This is a genomic window from Pseudomonas sp. W2Jun17 (assembly GCF_023127795.1).
In the GTDB taxonomy this organism is placed as follows: Bacteria; Pseudomonadota; Gammaproteobacteria; order Pseudomonadales; family Pseudomonadaceae; genus Aquipseudomonas; species Aquipseudomonas synxantha_A.
Map to the genome: position 1 here is coordinate 89586 of NZ_SPKO01000039.1, position 17833 is coordinate 107418.

The 17833-nt window shown below is 62.3% G+C and carries 14 protein-coding genes; 2 read left to right on the forward strand and 12 right to left on the reverse strand.

What is annotated here, in order from left to right; all coding sequences use genetic code 11:
• The first annotated feature begins 166 nt into the window (after positions 1-166).
• Positions 167-2659: a hypothetical protein gene (locus E4O98_RS25910; RefSeq protein ID WP_248136622.1), complete on the forward strand. Its 2493-nt coding sequence runs from the start codon at positions 167-169 to the stop codon at positions 2657-2659.
• Positions 2660-2734: 75 nt separating this feature from the next.
• Here E4O98_RS25910 and E4O98_RS25915 read toward each other — a convergent pair whose 3' ends face one another.
• From E4O98_RS25915 to xylA, 4 genes are all read right to left on the reverse strand, one after another.
• The gene (locus tag E4O98_RS25915; RefSeq protein ID WP_032876554.1) at positions 2735-3871 is read right to left on the reverse strand and encodes a sugar ABC transporter permease; all 1137 of its coding nucleotides are present in this window, start codon (positions 3869-3871) and stop codon (positions 2735-2737) included.
• Positions 3872-5428, reverse strand: coding sequence for a D-xylose ABC transporter ATP-binding protein (xylG, locus tag E4O98_RS25920; protein WP_248136625.1), 1557 nt, complete (start codon positions 5426-5428; stop codon positions 3872-3874). It lies immediately after the preceding gene.
• On the reverse strand, positions 5425-6426 hold the full coding sequence (xylF, locus tag E4O98_RS25925) for a D-xylose ABC transporter substrate-binding protein (protein WP_223018777.1): 1002 nt from the start codon (positions 6424-6426) through the stop codon (positions 5425-5427). Before xylF ends, xylG begins: the two co-directional genes overlap by 4 nt.
• Before the next feature lie 88 nt (positions 6427-6514).
• Positions 6515-7831, reverse strand: coding sequence for a xylose isomerase (gene xylA, locus E4O98_RS25930; RefSeq protein WP_248136628.1), 1317 nt, complete (start codon positions 7829-7831; stop codon positions 6515-6517).
• Positions 7832-7971: 140 nt separating this feature from the next.
• Here xylA and E4O98_RS25935 point away from each other — a divergent pair, with 140 nt between their 5' ends.
• Positions 7972-9177 (forward strand): XylR family transcriptional regulator, encoded by a 1206-nt coding sequence (locus tag E4O98_RS25935; protein WP_081883272.1) that lies wholly within the window; start codon positions 7972-7974, stop codon positions 9175-9177.
• Here the strand turns inward: E4O98_RS25935 and E4O98_RS25940 are convergent.
• From E4O98_RS25940 to E4O98_RS25975, 8 genes are read right to left on the reverse strand one after another with little or no spacing between them, the layout of a single operon-like run.
• On the reverse strand, positions 9065-10492 hold the full coding sequence (locus E4O98_RS25940) for an isochorismate synthase (protein WP_248136630.1): 1428 nt from the start codon (positions 10490-10492) through the stop codon (positions 9065-9067). The genes E4O98_RS25935 and E4O98_RS25940 overlap by 113 nt on opposite strands.
• Positions 10489-10797, reverse strand: a complete 309-nt coding sequence (locus tag E4O98_RS25945) for an isochorismate lyase (RefSeq protein ID WP_005787433.1) — start codon at positions 10795-10797, stop codon at positions 10489-10491. The genes E4O98_RS25940 and E4O98_RS25945 overlap by 4 nt, the downstream gene beginning before the upstream one ends.
• A complete protein-coding gene (locus E4O98_RS25950) occupies positions 10794-11540 on the reverse strand; it encodes an alpha/beta fold hydrolase (RefSeq protein WP_148854109.1) in 747 nt (248 codons plus the stop codon). The genes E4O98_RS25945 and E4O98_RS25950 overlap by 4 nt, the downstream gene beginning before the upstream one ends.
• Positions 11537-13135 carry an AMP-binding protein gene (locus E4O98_RS25955; RefSeq protein WP_032876538.1) on the reverse strand — a complete coding sequence of 533 codons (1599 nt, stop codon included), beginning with the start codon at positions 13133-13135 and terminating at the stop codon, positions 11537-11539. Before E4O98_RS25955 ends, E4O98_RS25950 begins: the two co-directional genes overlap by 4 nt.
• Positions 13128-13847, reverse strand: coding sequence for a VOC family protein (locus E4O98_RS25960; protein ID WP_248089609.1), 720 nt, complete (start codon positions 13845-13847; stop codon positions 13128-13130). The genes E4O98_RS25955 and E4O98_RS25960 overlap by 8 nt, the downstream gene beginning before the upstream one ends.
• Entirely contained in the window at positions 13844-14983 is a 1140-nt protein-coding gene (locus tag E4O98_RS25965; protein ID WP_248136632.1) for a Gfo/Idh/MocA family oxidoreductase, read from the reverse strand. The genes E4O98_RS25960 and E4O98_RS25965 overlap by 4 nt, the downstream gene beginning before the upstream one ends.
• Positions 14980-16158, reverse strand: coding sequence for a cytochrome P450 (locus tag E4O98_RS25970; RefSeq protein WP_248136634.1), 1179 nt, complete (start codon positions 16156-16158; stop codon positions 14980-14982). Before E4O98_RS25970 ends, E4O98_RS25965 begins: the two co-directional genes overlap by 4 nt.
• A complete protein-coding gene (locus E4O98_RS25975; protein ID WP_248136636.1) occupies positions 16155-17831 on the reverse strand; it encodes a class I SAM-dependent methyltransferase in 1677 nt (558 codons plus the stop codon). The genes E4O98_RS25970 and E4O98_RS25975 overlap by 4 nt, the downstream gene beginning before the upstream one ends.
• Between the last annotated feature and the right edge of the window lie 2 nt (positions 17832-17833).

Sequence of the window (17833 nt, forward strand, 5' to 3'; positions counted from 1 at the left end):
CACGCTTATTGGAGGAACCTATTCGCTTGGAGGTGCGACTCATCTGACGGCTGATGTAGTTACGAGGGGCGCGCGATCTGTGTACGCAAACTCCACCAGCGCAGCCTGCCCCCTATGATGCAGTCAGGTGGGGTAATCGCAATTGTCTGGAAAAGGTACCTCATCAATGTTCTTGGATGATTTTTCTTCACTGAGCCCCGATTGCTATTTGCCCGGTGATCCCTCGTATTCAGAGATCACGGGCGCACTGGATTTCCCCAGCAACAATACAGCTGACCCTCTCAGCGAAACATCGAGCATTCTGGCCCGACCTCTGTCCCAAGAGGCGCTTTACACTACGATCATCCATGGACCTTTCACGGGCTCTTTGCGCAATACCCTGGAAGAACAGCTGCAGTGTATCGATGCGTATGCCCTCCGGGTTACCGCGCTGATCGATAGCATAGAACGGGGGAACGAAGGTGAGCGCAATATCCGGTTCCAACAGACTCGTCAGTTCCTGGAACCTGCAGGTTACTTTAGCGCCGGATTGTTGGCCGCTGGGTACGACCCCCATGAAAAAATCAGCGTGACATTCAACACTTACGTAGGGAAATGGACGCCGGAGGTAAAAACCAACACGGACACACGCACCTACTTTGCTTGGGAAATAGCAGCTGGCGCGCTAAAGCACGACCGGACATCGGAAGGTGGCCTGGTCAATTTCCGAACAACCCACATCGAGCCACAAGACCGCAGCAGGATCAGTGATCTGGAGGCGTTGGGAGCGCGACTCCAGGGCCATTGGGAAGCTGAGGTAGCCAAGCCAATGAGCGATGAGTCAGGGCCACTGGCCGAGCGCTCGGGCAAAGCGGATGTCTATGTGCTGCGCGGCACCTTGCAAAGCCTGTTAAACGATAAGACTGGCTTCGAAAAGTTAAGCGTTGAAACACAAGAGGCGATCCATCGAACGTTATATTGGAACGGCCAAGTCATTATTCCCAATCTCTATGGTTACCCATTGGCAGGCTATGCCTTTATTCCTGACTTGCCCTTTGATGGGAATGTCGAGCATCGACCCAATAAGGGGTTGATGATTGATTTGAAGAGCGGCAAGGCCAGTGAAATATCGGGCGATAGAGGGTTTTCCGAGTGGGCCAAAGAAAATCGCCATAGCATCGTCAGTCGATTCAATGCCAGCGACAGACAAGGCGGTAAAGACGCGCATTGGCCCAAAGCTGGCGAGGTACTTGATCATTACATTGCGGGCAATCTTGCTACCTATCCGGGGCGTCAAAACATAGTCAAAGACAAGGCTGTGCCGGTGTGGGAAACATTCAATTATACGAAGTCGCGAGGCAGTGATTATTTTTTGAAGCACGGTAGCCTCAGCTCCGGTATTGCCGCAGCGTACCAAGGGTTAAATGCCAATAATGCGGTGTGGAATGACCAGACACAGGTATTTGGCGCCTCGCAGCAACGATGGAAGGCAATAAAAGAAGTATGGGGCAGTACCTTTGGTTATGCGCCCGTCGTTGGCAATCTGGGCCAGATCGTTTTCGGAGTGCACGACTCCATTTATGGCATGACGGCTAATGATCGCGTGGCAGGCAATGCCGCAGCGGCCATTTCAGCTTTGCAGCTGGCGCACGAGCTGTCGCCAGTCGGGCCAGAGGCGCAGGAGCCGCCGCTCATACCGTTTAACGCCAGCGCCAATGATCGTTACCAATGGCACCCTGCAGCGCAGCCTAACGAAGTTGAACTGACGCGAATATCAAATGCTCCGGCCACTACGCCGTCCACCCCAGCGCCAACCTTTGCGGGAATGCGCGAGGTGGAGTTCAGGGGCAAGAAGTATTTGGTTGCTGACAAACCCGATGTGGCAGATGGTGAACATTACAAGTTGCGAGTACCCGACGCGCAAGACCCCTCAAAATTGGCATATAGCGGCATTGCCGCCAAGCCGGATGAGGCGGGAGTGTGGACAAGAATGGGCGTCCCGGGTGGCGGGCTGAAAGAATATTTTTCCCGTAAATACAGGCAGGCACGGGAAACGTTGGACGCCGTTGCTCAACAACATGCCGACATGGCGCTCCCCGTCAAGGAACACGAGGTAGAGCAGTTTACAAAGACGCTGGTTACACTTATGGGCGAGAGTAATGCGGGTGAGTTCGAATGGATTGAAACCTACACTCACGCGGATTCCGACTTTGTCAACGGACCACTGAGAGCGGGTAAGACCACGCCTGAGCTTGAAGCGTTTATCGGCGAGTTCAATCAATTGAACCCTTATGAAGGCAAAGCTTATCGCTCGGCTTTTGTTACGGATGAAGGCGCGAAAAGGCTTAAAGATGGTGTTGGGAAAGTGTTCCAGGACCCGGGGGTACAATCTGCTTCGGCGACGGTGCGTAATTCTGCCGAATGGGAAGGATGGGCCAAAGGCGCGGCGAAGCAGCGAACCCATGCCACCCAGCAGGTGGTGTATGTATTTGATGAGTCAGTGCCGAAAATGAATATGTCGACGGACTTTTTGAAGGACCATGTTGCCATAGGTGCTGGAAAGGTTTTGCAGGTGCTGGCTTTCAAAGAGCAGGGCCAAAAGTTGTTTGTGTACCTCGCTTCGCCCTCCAAAATACCGAAGCATGTTTACAATCTATTTGATGGGAAGATCATTTACTGATTGCCTGAGCCCCTCAGTCGGCTGGATGGCGGCATGACTATGTGCGCCACGCCGCCGTTTTGAGGGACTGGCGAATCAGCGCCGTCCTGCCCGCGTACTCACATCCACCCACACCGCCACTACCAAAATGCTGCCCTTGACGATCATCTGCCAGTAACTGTCCACGTCGAGCATCGACATGCCGTTATCCAGGCTGGTAATCACCAATGCTCCGAGCAACGCGCCATACACCGTGCCCGAGCCACCGCGCATCGAGGTGCCGCCAATAAAACATGCGGCGATGGCGTCGAGTTCGCCCATGTTGCCCGCCGACGGTGACCCGGCGGCGAGGCGGGCGGTGTTGACCAGACCGGCGAGGGCGCACATCACGCCCATGATGCCGAAGATCCACAGTTTCACCGCTTGCACATTGATGCCCGACAGGCGCGTGGCTTCCATATTGCTGCCCACCGCATAGACGCGGCGGCCGAACACGGTCTGGCGAGTGACGTAGCTGAAAACGCCGAGCAGCACCAGTAACAACAGCACCGGTACCGGAATGCCGTCGTAGCGGTTCAGCGTGGTGACAAACCCGGCGAGCACCGCACCGATCAGCACCACGCGCAATCCATCACGCACCGGCGAGTGCGCGGCCAAACCATGCAGCGCGCGGTTGCGCCGTTGTTTCCAGGTGAGGAATACCGTCAGGGCAAACAGCAACACCCCGAGCCCGATACCGACGGTGTGGGGCAAATACCCCTGGCCCACATACACCAGCGACGGCGACACCGGTGCAATGGTGGTGCCGCCGGTAATCCCCAGCAAAATCCCGCGAAACGCCAGCATCCCGCCCAGGCCGACGATAAACGAGGGGATGCGCAGATAGGCGGTCATGTAACCGTTGGCCAGGCCGATCATCAACCCGCACAGCGCCACCAGGCTGAGGTTGGCCAGCAGCGGTACGTGATAGACCACGTCCAGAATCGCCGCCAGCCCGCCCAACAGTCCGAGCAACGAACCTACCGACAAATCGATCTCGCCGCTGATAATCACCAGCACCATACCGCACGCCAATATGCCGGTGATCGACATCTGCCGCAGCAGGTTGGACAAGTTGCGCGGCGTGACGAAGCCGCCCTCGGTCTGCCAACTGAAAAACAGCCAGATGAACGCCACGGCGATCACCAGGGCGAGCATTTTGTAGCGGGTGAAAAGCTGTTTGACCTGATTCATCTACGCGGTCTTCCGATTATTAGGGTGTTGGCTGAGCGCAGCGGCGAGCACCTGTTCCTGGGTAAGCCCCTCGTTGATGAAGTCACCGCGCAGTTGGCCGTCGCCGATTACCAGCACGCGGTTGGATACGCCGAGCACTTCGGCCAGCTCCGAGGAAACCATGATGATCGACACACCTTCGGCCGCCAGCGCGCCCATCAGTTTGTAGATCTCATACTTGGCGCCCACATCCACCCCACGTGTGGGTTCGTCGAGGATCAGCACCTTGGGCTTGGCCATCAGCATTTTCGCGAGCACGGCCTTTTGCTGATTGCCGCCGGACAGGCTGGTGATCGGCAGCAACGGGCTGGCGGTCTTGAGGTGCATACGTGCGATTTGCTGGTCGATGCTGCCCAGTTCGGCCTCTGCGTCGATGCGGCTCAGGTGCGCATAGGTGTCGAGCACAGCCAGGGTGATGTTATGGCCGACGCCCAGGTCGGGAATGATGCCTTGGCGCTTGCGGTCTTCGGGCACCATGCACAACCCGGCGCGGATCGATTTGAGCGGTGTGCGCGTATCGACGATTTGGCCGTCCAGCCACACCTGCGCGCTGTAGCGTCCGGGGTAGGCGCCGAACAGTGCCGACACCAGTTCGGTGCGCCCGGCGCCCACGAGCCCTGCAATGCCGAGGATTTCGCCGCGCTTGAGCACAAACGAAATATCGTCGACGCGCTTGCGCTTGGGGTTGTCGACGTCGTAGCAGGTGACGTTGCGCGCTTCAAAAATCACCTCGCCCACTGCATGTGGCTCGGTGGGGTAGAGGTTGCTCATTTCGCGGCCGACCATTTGGGTGATGATCTGTGCAATGTCCATGTCCGCCATGGCGGTGGTCGCGATGTGCTTGCCGTCGCGGATCACTGCGATGGTGTCGCACACCGCCGCCACTTCATCGAGCTTGTGCGAGATATACACGCAGGCCACGCCCTTGGCCTTGAGGCCCTGGATGATGTCCAGCAGCACTTCGATTTCCGAGCGGGTCAGGTCTGAGGACGGCTCGTCAAGGATCAACAGGCGCGCTTGCTTGTTGAGGGCCTTGGCGATTTCCACCAGTTGCTGGTAGCCGCCGCCGTACTGCGACACTGGCAGCGCCACGTTCATGTCCGGCACCTTGAGTTCGCGCATCAAGGCTTCGGCCCGTTGCAGCATCGCCGGGTAGTTCATGCGCCCGCCGGGCAGGGTCAGCTCGTGGCCCATGAAGATGTTTTCGGCTACCGACAGGTCGGGCACCAGGGTCAGTTCCTGGTGAATGATGACGATGCCGGCGGCCTCGGTTTCGCGAATGGACTGGGCCTTGAGCGGCTGCCCGTCCCAGAGGATTTCGCCCTCCCAGGTACCGTAGGGGTAGACCGCCGACAGCACCTTCATCAAGGTGGATTTACCGGCACCGTTCTCACCGCACAGCCCGACGCACTCTCCCGGGCGTACCTTGATATCGATGCCATTGAGGGCGTTGATACCGCCAAAGCTTTTGACGATGCCGTTCATTTGCAGCAGATAGTCGGCGGCCATGGCGGTCATTGCCCGCCGATCTGCTCTTTGGTGTAGAACCCATCCTTCTCCAGTACGTCGATATTGGCTTTGGTCAGCGGCGTTGGGGTGAGCAGGATGGTGTCGACTTTCTTGCTGCCGTTGTCGTACTGCGAGCTGTAGGTCGGCTTTTCGCTGCGCGCCAGTTGCACCGAGAGCTTGGCGGCTTCGGTGGCGATCAGCTTGAGCGGCTTGTAGACGGTCATGGTCTGGGTGCCGTCGATCACACGCTTGATCGCCGCGAGGTCAGCGTCCTGGCCGGAGATCGGCACCTTGCCCGCCAGCTTCTGTGCGGCCAGGGCCTGGATCGCGCCGCCGGCGGTGGCGTCGTTGGAGGCAACGATGGCATCGATCTTGTTGTCATTACGGGTCAGGGCATTTTCGACAATGCTCAAGGCTTCGGTAGGGTTCCACTCCTTGACCCACTGCTGGCCGACAATCTTGATGTCGCCCTTGTCGATAGCCGGTTGCAGCACCTTCATCTGGCCTTCGCGCAGCACCTTGGCGTTGTTGTCCGTCGGTGCGCCGCCGAGCAGGAAGTAATTGCCCTTGGGCGCCGCTTGCAGCACGCCGTTGGCCTGCATCTCACCGACTTTTTCGTTATCAAACGAGATGTACGCGTCGATGTCTGCGTTGAGGATCAGGCGGTCATAAGACACCACTTTGATCCCGGCCTTCTTGGCTTCGGCTACGGCGTTGGTCAGCACCGTGGCGTTGAACGGCACGATCACGATCACATCGACGCCACGGGAGATCAGGTTTTCGATTTGCGAGATTTGCTTTTGCTCGTTGGCATCAGCGGACTGCACGAAGACCTTGGCATCAAGTTTTTCCGCGGCGGCGACGAAGTAATCGCGGTCGCGGGACCAGCGCTCCAGGCGCAAGTCATCGATGGAAAACCCGATTTTCGGATGGGCCGGATCGGCCATCACCGGCAAGGCGAGCAGGGCCAGGGCAGTGGCGAGCAGGGTGCGTGTGAATGACTTCATGGTGGTGCGTCCTTTTATTGTTGTTGGAAAGACACTAGGTGAAGACTCTCATTGTGGCGAGAAAGCTTGCTCCCTCGCCACAGGACACTCAGGTGTAGATAAACCGATTCACAACCCCCTCAAGCATCTCCTGTCGACCACTCACGGCCTGCGGATTCAGTTCGTGGGCAAACGCATGTTCAGCCAATGATTCCAGGCTGAACTCGCCCGCCAGCACCGCCTGGCCCAATGGCTGCTGCCACCCGGCGTAACGCTGGTCCTTGAATTGCTGCAACGTGTCGTTCTGCACCATCGCCGCCGCACGTTCCAGGGCCAGCGCCAGCACATCCATGGCTGCCACATGCCCGTGGAACAGGTCCACCTCGTCCAGGCTTTGGCGGCGCACCTTGGAATCGAAATTGTAGCCACCGTTCTTGAAGCCTCCGGCCTTGAGGATTTCATAGGTGGCCAGGGTCATTTCTTCGACGCTGTTGGGGAACTGGTCGGTGTCCCAGCCGTTCTGCGGGTCGCCGCGGTTGGCGTCGATGCTGCCGAAGATCCCGAGGGACACGGCCGTGGCAATTTCATGATGAAAACTGTGCCCGGCCAACGTCGCGTGGTTGGCCTCGATGTTCACCTTGATTTCGTTCTCCAGGCCGTATTCATGCAGGAAGCCGAACACCGTGGCACTGTCGTAGTCGTACTGGTGCTTGGTAGGCTCCTGGGGTTTTGGCTCGATCAACAGGTCACCCGTAAAGCCGATCTTGTGCTTGTGCTCCACCACCATGCGCATAAACCGGCCGAGCTGCTCACGCTCACGCTTGAGGTCGGTGTTGAGCAGGGTTTCATAACCTTCACGGCCGCCCCACAACACATAGTTGGCGCCCTTGAGACGCAGCGTGGCATTCATCGCACTGAACACCTGCGCGGCGGCGAAGGCGAACACTTCCGGGTCGGGATTACTCGCGGCCCCGGCGGCAAAGCGCGGGTTGCTGAAGCAATTGGCGGTGCCCCACAGCAGCTTGATGCCGGTCTGTTCCTGATGGCGCTCCAGGTGATCGACCATCTGTGCGAAATGGTTGCGGTACTCCTTGAGCGAGCTGCCTTCCGGCGCTACGTCGGTGTCGTGAAAGCTGTAGTAGTCGATGCCCAATTTGGAGAAAAACTCAAAGGCCGCCTCCGCTTTGCCGATTGCCACCTCCATCGGATCGCCATTGCGCTGCCATGGGCGTTTGAACGTACCCATGCCAAACATATCCGCTCCCGGCCACACAAAGGTATGCCAGTAACAAGCGGCCATGCGCAGGTGCTCACGCATGGGTTTGCCGAGGATCAGCTTGTTGGCGTCGTAATGGCGAAAGGCGAGGGGGGATGCGCTGGCAGGGCCTTCGAAGCGAACCTTCTCGACACCGGGGAAGTACGGCATGGCGGTTTCCTTATTGTTCTGGGCGGTGTCTGGATACTAGCAACGGCGCCCTGGCCGCTGATTATGAAAATCACCAAGGTGTAGTGCGATTTTGCACAGCGAGGTTTAGTCTGCACCTACCGGCCCCAAGGACAAAAACAATGAAAACCCTACCGCCCGTGCACCGCATCGCCTTGCTCTTCAACGGCAGCAAAATCTACGACCGCGGCATCATCACCGGTATCGGCAATTACCTGAGCAGCACCCGCGCGTCCTGGGACTTGTTCCTGGAAGAGGATTTTCTCTGCCGTCTGCGCGGTATCGAGCGTTGGCAGGGAGACGGCATCATTGCCGACTTCGATGACCCGTTGATCGGCGAGGCGCTGGCCGGGAGTCGGATACCGGTGGTGGCGGTGGGGGGATCTTACGAGGATGTCAGCGCGTACCCCAAGGGCATTCCCTATGTCGCGACCGATAACCACGCCTTGATGAAGCTGGCCTACGAGCATTTGATCGAGGCCGGGCTGACGCGGTTTGCCTGTTTCAGCCTGCCCGAGGCCCAGGCCAATCGCTGGGCGCAGGAGCGTGAGAAAGCCTTTCGCGGCTTGGTGCAACGCGATGGCTTGCCGGTGGAGATCTATCGCGGCCTGGGCACCAGTGCGCCGTTGTGGGACAGCGCGGTGGAGCAGCAGATTGCCTGGCTGCACAGCCTGCCCAAGCCCATCGGTATTATCGCGGTCACCGATGCTCGTGCCCGGCAGTTGTTGCAAGCTTGCCTGACGGCGGGCATTGCGGTGCCGGAGGAGGTGGCGTTGATCGGGATCGACAACGACCCGCTGACCCGCACCCTCACGCGGGTGCCGCTGAGTTCGGTGATCCAGGGCACCGAGACCATGGGCCGTACTGCCGCGGCCTTGCTGCATCAGATGCTGCACGGCAAGCCCTGCACCGGCACGCAGGTGCTGGTGCCGCCGGACGCGATCAACGTGCAGGCCTCCAGCCTGCATCAGCCCTTGGGCAACCCTTATGTGATGCAGGCATTGCTGTTTATCCGTCAGTACGCGTGCCAGGGGATCAAGACCGACCAGGTCGCCGCCTATGTCGGGGTCTCACGCTCGTCATTGGAAGCGCACTTTCGCAAGGTGCGCGGGTGCAGCGTGCATGACGAAATCCTGCGCTTCAAACTCGCCGCCGCCGCCAAGGGCCTGGAGAACCAGGACCTGGCCATCGCCGACATCGCCGCCCGCTGCGGCTTCACCTCTGCGCAGTACTTGCATACGGTGTTTCGCCGCGAGTTTGGCTGTACGCCACGTCAGTATCAGCAGGGCATGCCAGTTGCAGCGCCTGTTGCATGCTTGCCAGCTTGATCTGGGTTTCTTCGTACTCATTGGCTGGCAGCGAGCCCTCGACAATCCCACAGCCGGCAAACGCATGGCAGTGCCTGGGGGTGATCAGCGCCGAGCGCAGGGCCACGAGAAAATCGCCATTGCCCTCGGCGTCCAGCCAGCCCACTGGCGCGGCATACCAGCCGCGATCAAAGCCTTCGTGTTCACGGATAAAATCCAGCGCAGGCGCGCGCGGTAGACCGCCGACCGCGGGGGTAGGGTGCAAGGCTTGGATACCGTCCAGCAGGCGCTTGCCGGTGTTGAGCCTCGCGGTGATGGGCGTGCTCAAATGCTGCACGGTGGCAAGTTTCAGCAAGTTGGGGTGCGGCGCGGCGTGCAGGTCGCTGACCTTGTCACCCAAGGCTTGGGTAATGGTCTGCACCACCAGTCGATGCTCGTGCTGCTCTTTCGGGTCGGCCAATAAACGTTTCCCCAGCGCCTGATCTTCATTGGGCTTTAACCCACGATGGGTGCTGCCTGCCAGGGCGTGGGTGGTGAGACGGCCCGCCTCGCAACTGAGCAACCGCTCGGGTGTGGCGCCCATGAAGCAGTGTTCGCCCCGGTGAATCGCGAACAAGTGCGAGGCGTTACGCCGAGCGTGCAGGCGGCCCATCACCGCGCCAGTGTCGAGCGCGGCGTCCATGTGGTGGTCGATATGCCGCGCCAGCACCACCTTGCTCAAGTCACCCCGGGCGATAACGTTCAAGGCGGTGTCGACCTTGGCCTGCCATTGATCCCGCGGCAGTGCGACGCGTTCCACTACATGGGGGGCGGGGGCAACGTGGGTGGCTGGGTTGAGCAGTTGTTCAAGGGCGGCCAGGCTTGCTTGCACCAAGGTCGCAGGATCGCTGCCGGGCTCGACCACACGCTGGCAGCGCAGCCAGCGCCCGTGGCTGTCCTCGCTGAGCAACCAGTGGGCAAGGTGGAAGCTGGCATCGGCAAACGGCGCCCAATGGGATGCGCAGGGCTGCTGCTCATCAAAGCGCATACCGCCCAGCAGCAAGGGCGGATGCGGGCCGTCCACCAGCGCATCGGCGCACAGTGCGAACCATTGGCGATCCACTTCGGCCATGCGCTGGGACCCCGAGGCTTCGATCTGCCAGGTGCAGCCGAGGCCGAACAAACTCAAGTCCGGCGAGTGCGCACACCAGAAGAAACCCTGGCGATGGGCCTCGTACAGTGCCAGGGGCGCCAGCGTCGGCGCGGGGTAGGCGCTGACGGCAATAACGGGGCGCTGGTACGCCACCGCCCGTTGGTGCGCGGCCTGGAAGGTCTTGAGCAAATCGGCCGCGTTCATACGCACTGGCTCTTTTTCTGTAGCCAGAAGGCCGTCTGCTCAGCGATGTACCAGTGGATGATCTGGTTGAACAGGCCCTCGACAAACTCGCCATCCAGCCCGACCTCCTGCGCCCACTGCCGGCGCTGGGGCAACATCGCCGCAACGCGATCGGGTGCGGCAATGCTGGCCTGGTCGGGTTTGAATGCGGAGGCGGCCTTGACGTATTGCATGCGCAGGCCGAGGGCGTCGATGATCTGCTTGTCGAGGCTGTCGATGGCATGGCGAATGTCGTGAAGGCCAGTGCAGTGTTCCGGGGTTTTCATCGTGCGTCTCCCTGAAGGTAGGCGGTGCGCTGCAACAGGTGGTCGATCACCGGTCGCGGCTGATGCTTGAGGTAAAAGTGGTCGCCGTCGAACAGGCGGATGTCCGGGGTATGGCGGCTCAGGTCGGCCCAGGCGCGAGCCTGCTCCAGGCTGACTTCGGCGTCATCGCGGGCCAGCAGCACGTCCAGCGGTGCCGTCAACGGCTGCAGGTTCGCGGGGCGCCAGGTTTCGATGGCCTGGTAGTCGCTGCGCAACGCCGGCAGAAACAGCGTGCGTAACTGCGGGTTGGCCCACAGGTCGGCGGCCTGGGCGTCCTGGCGCAGGATGTCGGCAATCAACGCGCTGTCGTCCTGGCGATGCAGGTCGCTGGAGGGTTGCCGGTGCGGCGGTGCGTGGGCCGAAACAAATACGTGGTCAGGGCCGACACCGCCGGCCTCCAGCAGCGTGCCGACGGCATAGGCAAGCGCCGCGCCCATGCTGTGGCCGAACAGCCACAGGGGCCGCGCAGGCAAGGTCAGCAACGCCTGGCTGATGTGCTCGGCGAGGGTCGCCAGGCATGGGATATGCGCTTCGTTGAAGCGCTCTTCGCGCCCGGGGTACTGCACTGCCAACAGGTCAATGTCACCCGGCAAATGCGCCAGCCACGGCCGAAAAAAGCTCGCGCTGCCACCGGCGTGGGGCAGGCACACCAGGCGTGCGCGGGGCTGTTGCCCCTCACGCAATACACGTAGCCACGGGCTCATAAGGCCAGCACCTGTTCCGCCAGGGCCTTGCGGTTGACCTTGCCCAGGCGCGTCAGCGGAAACTCGCGCAGCACCTGCAAGCGGTCTGGCAACTTGTAGGCCGCCAGCCCACGCTCGCGCAGCCAGGCGTTGATCGACGCCAGGTCCAATGGCGCGCCGTGGGCCAGTACGCAGGCGCAACTGCGCTCACCCAGCAACTCGTCGGCCAGCGCCACCAACGCCACATCGCGGATCAGCGGATGGCCGAGCAGCAGGTTCTCGATCTCTTCCACCGGAATCTTTTCGCCGCCCCGGTTGATCACATCCTTGCTGCGCCCCTCGACGATCAAATGCCCTTCGGGCAGGCGCCGTACCAGGTCGCCGCTGCGATAAAAGCCATCGGCGGTAAAGGCGCGCTGGTTGTGCTCGCGAGCGTTGTAGTAACCGCGAATGGTGTAGGGCCCGCGCACCAGCAATTCACCGACGGCGCCGGGAGCCACCGGCACATCGTCGGCATCGACGATACGGATCTCGTCTGCGCCGGTCAGCGGCAGGCCCTGGGTGTCGAAGACCAGCGCCTGCGGGTCATCCAGCCTGGTAAAACACAGCAATCCTTCGGCCATGCCGTACACCTGTTGCAGGCCACAGCCCAGGGTGGGGCGGATGCGTGCGGCGATCTCGGCCTTGAGGCGTGCGCCACCGACTTGCAGCCATTGCAGGCTGCTGAGGTCGTTGTCGGACCATTGCGCCACTTCCAGCCACAGCAACACCAGTGGCGGGATCAAGGCCGTGTGGGTAATGCGTTCGCGCTCGATCAGTTCGAAGGCGGTGTCGGGGCTTGGTTCCGGCGCCAGTACCAGGGTGGCGCCGACACTGAACACCCCGAGTGCCCCCGGCGAGGCCAGCGGGAAGTTATGTGCCACCGGCAGCGCCGCCAGGTAACGGGTGTGGCGGTCGAAACCGCAGGCTTGCGCCGCCAGCCGGGCATTGCACGCATAGTCGTCATGGGTGCGCGGGATCAGCTTGGGCAGGCCAGTGGTGCCGCCGGACAGCAATAGCACCGCCACATCGCGAGCGTCCGGCGCCGGGAACGGGTGGGGGGTGGCGACGCAGTCGGCCAGGGCCACGAATTCCTCGGCCGCGCCTACCACCCACACCTGTTGCAGGCTCGACACCTGGCTACGCAACGTGCGCGCCAGGGGCCGATAATCGAAGCCCAAGTGCTGGTCGATAATCACATAGGCCACCGCTTGGCTAAGGTGCGCCAAGTGGGCCAATTCATGTTCGCGGTGGGCCGGCAACGCAAACACCGGGATCGCTCCCAGGCGCAACAGAGCGAAGGTCAGGCTGAAAAACTCGGCGATATTGGGCAGTTGCACCAGCACTCGCTGGCCGGCGACCAGCCCGCGCGCGGCGAGGCCGGCGGCCAGGCGGTCGGCGTGTTGGTCCAGCTCGGCGTAGCTCCAGCGTCGGTTGCCGTCCACCAGCGCCTCTTGCTGCGGCGTACGCTGGGCTTGCTCACGCAGCAGTTGGCCCAGTGGCACGCCTTGCCAGTAGCCTTGCTCGCGGTAGCGGCGGATAAAATCTTCGGGCCAGTCTGTGAATCCATCAAGCATGGCTATCTCCATGTGCAGTCGGGCAGCTCAGCAATTGCGCACCGTGTAACGTCAATGGTTGCGCCAGGCCGGCGACTTGCACCGCCTGTACGCCGGTAAATTCGGCGGGTTGCAGGTGCAACATCGGGTCATCGCCCGCGAGCAGGTTGAGGGCGCTGTGATCGGCGGGGCTTACGCCCAGGTGAATGGCCGCCAGCCCCGTGGCGCCGTTGGGATGGATCAGTCGCTGCGGGTGCTGGGAGGGTGAATAGGGCGTGACCAGAAACGGCAGGCGCTCATGCCGTGGGTAAACAAACCGAAAGCGCGTCTGGCTGCCGTCCGCACAGGTGCGTTGCCACTTCACCACACGGCCCATGGCCACGCCGCCGGCCGCCAGGTTTGTCAGACGGGGTGCCAGGGCCAGGTCATCGCAGAGCAGCGCGAGGTCGCAAAACCCCTCACCCTGGGCAGCCCAGCGCAACATGCGCCGCCCGGCGCCACGCCCGGCCAGGCAGTCGATGGGCCACTTGAACAACCAGGCATGACGCGGGGTGGTGAGCAGCTCGATGATCGGCCCGCGGCTGAACCAGATATGCGCATGTTGCGCGCGGGCCTCGGCGGTGGCGTAGATGACCTCGAAACCGGCGGCGCGAAAGTTCGCCACCGCCTGGTGCAGGTCGCGAACCCACAGCAGCACATGGCTGCAGGACGAACGGGATTGGGCAGTGTTCAAAAGGGCAGGGCTCCCACGAGTTGCGCGCTGGGGTCAGCGCCAGGCGGCTGTACGGCGTCGGCGCAGCGATGCAGTTCGGTCATCGGCAGCGCACGGGGAATCGGCGGTTCAATCAGTTCCGGCATGCCGATCAGGCTGTTCATTTCACGCCAGGCCATCGACACCTCGGTGGCCCACATGCCGCTGCGCAGGCGCTGCGCCGGTTCGGCGATGTCGGCGCACAGCGCATCCAGGGCGAGGCTGACCGCATCGGGCCAGAGCTGGTTGAACACCTGGTGATAGCTGGCGGGTATGTGCGGGTCGAGCACCACCATGCTCGGCCCGGCCAATCGTTCACTGCCTTTGCCTGCCATGATCAGGCGGTCGGTGTCGTCCCGTGGTGCGTGCAGGCGTGGGTTCCACAGCACCGGGCCGTGGGTGTCGCACAGGCTCAGCACCCCGGCTTCACAACCCACTTCAAGGCGATGCAGCAGGAACGAGTGGTTATCCGGGTCCTGGGGATGTACCTGGTTTTGCACGCGCAGGCTGATCGGCACGCCATTGAAGCTGGCGTTCAACCGCGTGAAGGGCTGCGCACCGACACTGGCGGCCGGCGCCGCAAATACCCAGGGCCGCAAACCACCGGCCAGGCGCCCGAGAATATCCAGCAACGGGTAGGCCACCTGGCTGTTACAGGCCGCGTCGATATAGGCCAGCCCTTGTTGCTCACGCAGGTACGCGGCTACCGCCAGAAAACGCCGGATCGCAAGGATATTCGGGTACAGCGTATTGACCGCATAGGCCGCCTGGCCCTGACGCGCCGCCTGCATGCACGCGGCGATTTCGCGGTGATGCACCGGGTGTTCCTGCAATACGTGAATGCCACGGCGCAAGAACTGCTGGGCCAGTTCGCTGCCCACGCCACCGGTGGCGCCGGAACGCACCACCACGCAGGCAATGTCGACGCTATCGGGCACCTGCTCGACGGCCTCGTACAGCGCCACCCCGAAGTGATCGGCGCAGGCCTTCGAATAGGCATTGCCACGCGACAGGATACCGACCAATTCATAGCGCTCATGGGCACGAGCCAAGGCTTGCAGGTAGATGCGGCCGAACGCGGTGCCGGCGACGATCACGCGTGGACGAGCGCGGCTCATGACCAGGTCACCGGCAGGCAGTGGGCACCGCGAAAGAACGTCGCCGTTTTCCACTGCACCTGCCCGCAGCGTTGCAGGTTGGGCAGGCGTTCTACCAAGGCTTGCAACGCCTCTTGCAACTCCACCCGCGCCAGCGCCGAGCCGATGCAGTGATGCAGGCCGTGGCCGAAGCCGAAATGGCCGCCGGCATCGCGTTGCAGGTTGAGGGTTTGCGGGTCGGCAAAGCGCGCCGGGTCATGGTTGGCCGCACCGATGGACGCGAAAACGGCTTCGCCCTGGCGAACCAGGGTTTCACCCACCTGGATATCTTGGAGGGCGTAATGCACAAACATCGCCGCCGACGCCAGCGGGATATAGCGCAGCAGTTCTTCCACCGCCTGGGGAATCTGCTCGGGATGGGCCTTGAGTTGTTGCCACTGTGCGGGATTGTCCAGCAACACCAGAATGAAATTGGGGATCTGCGAAGCACTGCCTTCGTAGCCGGCGACGAGGATGGCGATGCACAACAGCAGCAGTTGGTCTTCGCTCAGGCGCTCGCCTTGGTCATCGGCCTGGGCCAGGGCGGTCATGAAATCGTCCTGAGGCTGACGGCGCCGCTCGGCGACCAGGCCCTTGATGTACTCGGCCAGTTCACCCAAGTGCTGTTGGGTCAACGCGGCGTCTTCGGCGCGGGTCGACAGCAATGAGTCGTTCCATACCTTAAAGCGTTCACGGTCTTGCAGCGGTACGCCCAGCAGCTCGCAAATCAACGCCAGGGGCAACGGTAAGGCATAGTCGCTAACCAAGTCGGCGGGCGGGCCGGCGGCGAGCATACGGTCGATCAACTCATGGGCGTAGGCCCGGGCATGGGGGCGCAGTGCTTCGACGCGCCGCCGGGTAAACGCCTGGGCGGCGCGGGAGCGGATCCGCGTGAGTTGCGGCGGGTCCATCATCACGATGCCGCCGGCAATTCGCGGGAATGCTCGCGGGGCATCGTCGCGGCGAAATGCTTCGCTGCGGCTGAAGCGCCGGTCGCCCAGCACCAGGCGCACATCGTCATAGCGCGTGGCGAGCCAGGCGGGCGCGCCGATGGGCATCTGGATACGCAGCAGGCCCGGTGCTTGCTGGGCATGGCGGTAAGGCTCGGCGAGCTCCAGGTCGGTGAAGGCATTGAAAGGGTAGGCCAGCGGGGTCATGGCAAGTCCTTGGCGGTAGGCAGGTCGGGCAAACGGTCGAGCAGTTCCAGGTGCAGGTCTGGGTGTTCCAGGTGCGCGGCCAGCGCGGCGCGGCTCAAGCGTTGGCAGGGCACTTGGGCGACGAACACACGATGGCCGAGCGACGCCAGCGGGTGGTCGGCGGCGGGCAGGCTGCGATTGCCCTGGAACCCGGCGCGGGCCAGGGCGGTTTGCCATTGGTTGAGGTCCAGGAAGGTACTGCTGCTCAGCGCGCGCTCATCGCTGGCCTGGTTGAGCATGAAAGCCTGGGAGGCCATCACCCAGAACTCCTCCTGGGTCGGCTCGCTGAACACCAGCCAGCCGCCGGGTTTGAGCAAGGCGAGCAGGGTGGCCAGGGAGCGCTCGGTGTCGCGGGCGGCATTCAGCACGCCCCCGGCGACGATCAGGTCCCAACTCTGGGTGCGATAGCCTTGGGCAGGGGCGGGGCGGTCGATATCAAACACCCCGTGGCGCACCCACGGCCAGGCGTGCAGACGCTCGGCGGCCTGTTCGCTGAAGTAGCGCGACACGTCGGTGCACAGATAGTCCACCGTGACCTTGGCCAGGGCCGGCACTACGGCCTGGGTGGTGGAACCGGTGCCGGCACCGACTTCCAGCACCCGCAAGGGCTCGGTGCCGCTCTGGCGCGCAGCCCAGGCGCCAATCCAGTGAGCCACGGCGCGATGCTGGTACTGCGCCGCCAGGCTTTCGCGGTACAACGCTGCCGCACGTTCGGTGCGGCCTTCGGGAAACAGCAGGTGCACCGCTGCGCACTCACCGCGCATCAACGCCGGCAACTGGCGAGCGTTGTCGCGCGCGTAATCGAGGGTGGCGCTGCCGCCGGTGTTGCGCGCCCAGTCCAGGCTCAACTGTGCCCAGATGCCCTCCAGGCTGGCGTCGCTCCAGGTGCTGGCGTCGAGGTTGGGATGCAGGTGGTCGCCTTGGCGGCGCAGCAAATCCTCGGCTTGGAGCACGTCGAACCAGCGTGCGATGAGCGGGCGGTGGCCGGGGGCGATGCCGGCATTGGCGAGGCTGTGCGCCACATCGTTGAGCGGTGCGGGCAGCAGGCCGCACTGCTCCAGGCCATTGAGCATCGACAGCAAAGCGGCGTGGCTCAAGCGCTGGTTCAACTGTACGGCGTCGGTCAGCTGCGTGACGCTGAACTGCTGATCGACGGCGGCTGCGGTCGCGTCCAACTGATCGTCCACTGTCGCCGGTTTGCAAGGCTGGGGCACCGCGAACAGCGTCGTGCCGTGCAGCGCCACCGCATTCACCTGGGGATGTTCCAGCGCCCGCTGGCACCAGCGCTGGTGCTCACGCTTGACGCTGACCAGGTCGCGCCCGTCATCGGTAAAACCCTCTACGTGGCAATCGAGCTGCGCCGCTGCCCGTTCCGCCAACTGCCAGTCGCCCGGTCGGAGGCTGATGAACAACAGTTGTTGCAGATGGCTCAGATCACTCAGGGCCAGGGCGGGAAAGTCCAGCAGACGCTCCAGTTGTTCGGCGCTCATCATTACCACCGCCGGACGCTGGCGTTCGAGCACTGCCAGCAAACGGGCCGGGGCCTGTTGATGCAGGCCCAGGTCGGTAAAGACCGGCAAGCGCCAGGGGTGCTTGCCGGCGGGCAGTTCGATCAGCAAGGTGTCGATATTCATGC

Excerpts from the sequence above, each read along its gene's own strand:
- E4O98_RS25975 (WP_248136636.1), bottom strand. The coding sequence starts at position 17,831 with ATGAATATCGACACCTTGCTGATCGAACTGCCCGCCGGCAAGCACCCC.
- E4O98_RS25910 (WP_248136622.1), top strand. The coding sequence starts at position 167 with ATGTTCTTGGATGATTTTTCTTCACTGAGCCCCGATTGCTATTTGCCC.
- E4O98_RS25945 (WP_005787433.1), bottom strand. The coding sequence starts at position 10,797 with ATGAAAACCCCGGAACACTGCACTGGCCTTCACGACATTCGCCATGCC.
- xylA (WP_248136628.1), bottom strand. The coding sequence starts at position 7,831 with ATGCCGTACTTCCCCGGTGTCGAGAAGGTTCGCTTCGAAGGCCCTGCC.
- xylF (WP_223018777.1), bottom strand. The coding sequence starts at position 6,426 with ATGAAGTCATTCACACGCACCCTGCTCGCCACTGCCCTGGCCCTGCTC.
- xylG (WP_248136625.1), bottom strand. The coding sequence starts at position 5,428 with ATGACCGCCATGGCCGCCGACTATCTGCTGCAAATGAACGGCATCGTC.
- E4O98_RS25915 (WP_032876554.1), bottom strand. The coding sequence starts at position 3,871 with ATGAATCAGGTCAAACAGCTTTTCACCCGCTACAAAATGCTCGCCCTG.
- E4O98_RS25955 (WP_032876538.1), bottom strand. The coding sequence starts at position 13,135 with ATGCTTGATGGATTCACAGACTGGCCCGAAGATTTTATCCGCCGCTAC.
- E4O98_RS25970 (WP_248136634.1), bottom strand. The coding sequence starts at position 16,158 with ATGACCCCGCTGGCCTACCCTTTCAATGCCTTCACCGACCTGGAGCTC.
- E4O98_RS25935 (WP_081883272.1), top strand. The coding sequence starts at position 7,972 with ATGAAAACCCTACCGCCCGTGCACCGCATCGCCTTGCTCTTCAACGGC.
- E4O98_RS25965 (WP_248136632.1), bottom strand. The coding sequence starts at position 14,983 with ATGAGCCGCGCTCGTCCACGCGTGATCGTCGCCGGCACCGCGTTCGGC.
- E4O98_RS25940 (WP_248136630.1), bottom strand. The coding sequence starts at position 10,492 with ATGAACGCGGCCGATTTGCTCAAGACCTTCCAGGCCGCGCACCAACGG.
- E4O98_RS25950 (WP_148854109.1), bottom strand. The coding sequence starts at position 11,540 with ATGAGCCCGTGGCTACGTGTATTGCGTGAGGGGCAACAGCCCCGCGCA.